This is a genomic window from Sphingobium sp. WCS2017Hpa-17 (assembly GCF_031843765.1).
In the GTDB taxonomy this organism is placed as follows: Bacteria; Pseudomonadota; Alphaproteobacteria; order Sphingomonadales; family Sphingomonadaceae; genus Sphingobium.
The window spans coordinates 1-3110 of sequence record NZ_JAVTIV010000052.1 but is presented as its reverse complement, the minus strand read 5'-3'; the positions used below and the strand labels follow the sequence as shown (position 1 = coordinate 3110).

Genomic DNA, 3110 nt, shown 5'->3' with positions numbered 1-3110 from the left:
GTAAGCGCCGACGGAAGGCGGCCTTGTTGCCGGCACCGGAATAGGAAAGCTCGCGGCCTTTGAGGAGGCGTGAGCATGGACATCGAGCAGTCAAACGAGCCTCGTATGAGCGGTCGCGGTGATGGCGGAGCGCTTGTACGGGTGGAGCGGCGTCGGAACTGGAGCGACGAGGAGAAGCTGGCGATCCTGAAGGAGACGACGGCGCCGGGGGCGATCGTATCGGCCGTGGCTCGGCGGCACAGCGTTGGAACAGGCCAGCTTTATACCTGGCGCAAGCAGCTGCTTCGCGGAGCGATGGCGGGCTTCGTGCCTGTCGAATTGGCATCGTCTTCGCCGTCGGCCAAAGCTCGGGAGCCAGGGCGGATTGAGGTTCGAGGGCGGTGCGGCCTGACGGTGTTGGTTGATGGCGAGGTCGATCGGGCCGCCCTGAAACAGGTGCTCGATGTCCTGCGGGAGCTGGATCATTGAGCCTGGCGTTCCCGCCTTCGACGAAAATCTATCTGTCGCTGGCGCCGTGCGACATGCGCAAGGGGTTTGATGGGCTGTCGGCGCAGGTGCGCAATATTCTTCAGCTTGATCCCTTTTCGGGGGCGGTTTTCCTGTTCCGCGGGAAAAGGGGCGACAGGTTGAAGGCCTTGGTCTGGGACGGGTCCGGGCTATGCGTGTATGCGAAGCGTCTCGAGCGCGGAAAGTTCGTGTGGCCTCGTGCTCATGAGGGCGCGCTCCGCCTGTCGGCAGCCCAGATGGCGATGCTGATTGAAGGGCTGAACTGGAAGCAGGCGATCGTCCACGACGAGGTGATCACGCCGAGGCTCGCATAGCCAAAAAGATCAGGAAAACCGCCATTTTATGTAGGATTTTCCGTGGGCTTTGGCTATTGTCGGCGGCATGCGGTTCGCCCTTGATCGCCTTCCCACAGACCCGGTTCTCCTGCAGAAAATGCTGCTGGAGATGGCCGATGTCATGGAGCAGGAACGGGCCGAACTGACGGCGGCGCAAGCCACCGTCAAAGCCCAGACCTTGCGGATCGAAAAGCTCGAGCATCGTGTCGCGCGGCTGCTGCGCGTCCAGTTCGGCCGCAGCTCCGAGAAAATGGATATCGTCCAGCTGCGGCTGATGTTCGAGGAGGTCGAAGCCCCGGAACCGGCAAACGATGAGGTGTCGGCGCCGCCCGTGATGAAATCGGCTCGCAGACCCGGCAGCCGCGTTCCGCTTCCCGCGCACTTCCCGCGTCAGACCGTCGATCATCAGCCCGGCCCGTGCAGTGCCGGTTGTAATGGACCGTCAGTGCAGATCGACGAGGCCGTCACTGAGGTCCTCGACTATGTCCCTGCACGCTTCCGCGTCATCCGCCATGTCCGGCCCAGGCTGGCGTGCCGATCCTGCGAACAGATCCGACAAGCGCCCGCTGTCGATCTGCCGCTGCCCAAGGTGATGGCGAGCAGCGCCCTGCTGGCCCACCTCGTCGTCAATCGCTTTGTCGATCACCAGCCCTGGCACCGGCAGTCGGTAATCTTCCGCCGCGTTGGGCTTCACATTGATCGGGATGTGATGAGCCGCTGGGCGCGAAAACTGGCATGGCTGCTGGCGCCGCTGGGCGAGCGGTTGTTCGCCTATATCCGGGAAGCCGCCAAAATCCATGGGGACGACACGCCGGTCACGTTTTTGGGCAATGGTGACGGCAGCCGGACCGGGCACTTCTGGGTGTATCTGCGCGATGATCGCTCCAGCGGCGACATGAGTCCGCCCGCCGTAGCCTTCCGCTTCAGCGCAGATCGTGGCGGAGCGCATCCGGCAGAACATCTCGCCGGCTATCAGGGGTATCTCCAGGCGGACGGTTTTGCGGGCTATAACGCGCTTTACCGCGACCCCAAAACCAAGGCTCCCAGAGACATCGTCGAAGTAGGATGCTGGAGCCACGCGCGCAGGAAATTTACCGACATACTGGAAAAGAGCCCGTCACCGATCGCGGCAGAGGCGGTCGTGCGGATCGCCGAACTCTTCGCCATCGAGCGCGATATCAAGGGTGCGCCACCCGATGAGCGGAAACGCATCCGCCAGATCAAGGCGGTGTCGAAGCTGGAGGCTTTGCGCGTCTGGCTCGAAACACAGAACCGTGGCCTGTCTTCCGACAGCAATCTGGCGCGTGCGTGTCGCTATCCGCTCAACCGCTGGCAGGCCATGATCCGCTACTGCGATGACGGTCGGCTCGAGATCAGCAACAATCTGGTGGAGAACGCCCTGCGCGGGGTCGCGCTCGGGCGCCGGAACTGGATGTTCGTCGGCTCCATGAAAGGGGGAGAAGCGGCGGCGCTCTTCTACTCCCTGGCCGGCACATGCCGGCTCAACGGCGTCGAGCCCGAGGCGTGGTTCACAGACGTCATTGAGCGCATCGGCAACCACCCGATCAATCAGATCGATGACTTCCTGCCGTGGAAATGGCAGGCATCAAAGCTGACCAACGATCTGGAGAAGGCTGCGTGAGCAACAGCACTATCGTGCGGATGAAGATTACGCTGGACGATGTGACACCGGCCGTGAGCCGAACGCTGGAGGTGCCGCTCAATATCCGCCTCGACCGTCTGCACACCGTCATCCAGACCGCCTTCTCATGGACGGACTCTCATCTGTGGGAAATGAGCTTCGGGCAGACCGGCTTCGGCATCCCTGATCCTGAATATGGCTTCGACGGGCCGCTCGACGCCCGTAAGGCCACTCTCGCCCAGGTCCTGGCGGATACGAGGCGCAAGACCTTCCAATATCTCTACGACTTTGGCGACGCCTGGGAGCATAGCGTCAAGATCGAGCGCGTCAGCGCGGCCAGCCCGCACCTGACATATCCGCTCATCCTCGATGCAGTAGGCATGCGCCCGCCGGAGGACAGTGGCGGGCCATGGGGCTATGCCGAAAAGCTCGAAGCGCTCGGCGACCCCCAGCATGAATATCATGAAGAAGCGCTCGATACCCTCGGCGACGACTATGATCCCAACGCCCAGCCCGATATCCCCTTGATCGAGGCAAGGCTGGAAGCGCTCGCGAAAAAATGGGCGCCGCGGACACGCCGGAAAGCCTGACAGGCCGCGTCAACGCCACCTTCCGTCGGCGCTTAC

4 protein-coding genes are annotated in these 3110 nt (G+C 62.7%); all 4 read left to right on the top strand.

Annotated features, from left to right (window positions below; translation table 11 throughout):
• Positions 1–75: 75 nt before the first annotated feature.
• A complete protein-coding gene (gene tnpA, locus RQH62_RS24810) occupies positions 76–468 on the top strand; it encodes an IS66-like element accessory protein TnpA (RefSeq protein ID WP_311271325.1) in 393 nt (130 codons plus the stop codon).
• Positions 465–821 carry an IS66 family insertion sequence element accessory protein TnpB gene (tnpB, locus tag RQH62_RS24805; protein ID WP_311271324.1) on the top strand — a complete coding sequence of 119 codons (357 nt, stop codon included), beginning with the start codon at positions 465–467 and terminating at the stop codon, positions 819–821. The genes tnpA and tnpB overlap by 4 nt, the downstream gene beginning before the upstream one ends.
• Positions 822–888: 67 nt before the next feature.
• Entirely contained in the window at positions 889–2484 is a 1596-nt protein-coding gene (gene tnpC / locus RQH62_RS24800; protein ID WP_311271323.1) for an IS66 family transposase, read from the top strand.
• Positions 2481–3074, top strand: coding sequence for a plasmid pRiA4b ORF-3 family protein (locus RQH62_RS24795; RefSeq protein WP_311271322.1), 594 nt, complete (start codon positions 2481–2483; stop codon positions 3072–3074). Before tnpC ends, RQH62_RS24795 begins: the two co-directional genes overlap by 4 nt.
• Positions 3075–3110 lie beyond the last annotated feature (36 nt).

Excerpts from the sequence above, each read along its gene's own strand:
- tnpA (WP_311271325.1), top strand. The coding sequence starts at position 76 with ATGGACATCGAGCAGTCAAACGAGCCTCGTATGAGCGGTCGCGGTGAT.
- tnpC (WP_311271323.1), top strand. The coding sequence starts at position 889 with ATGCGGTTCGCCCTTGATCGCCTTCCCACAGACCCGGTTCTCCTGCAG.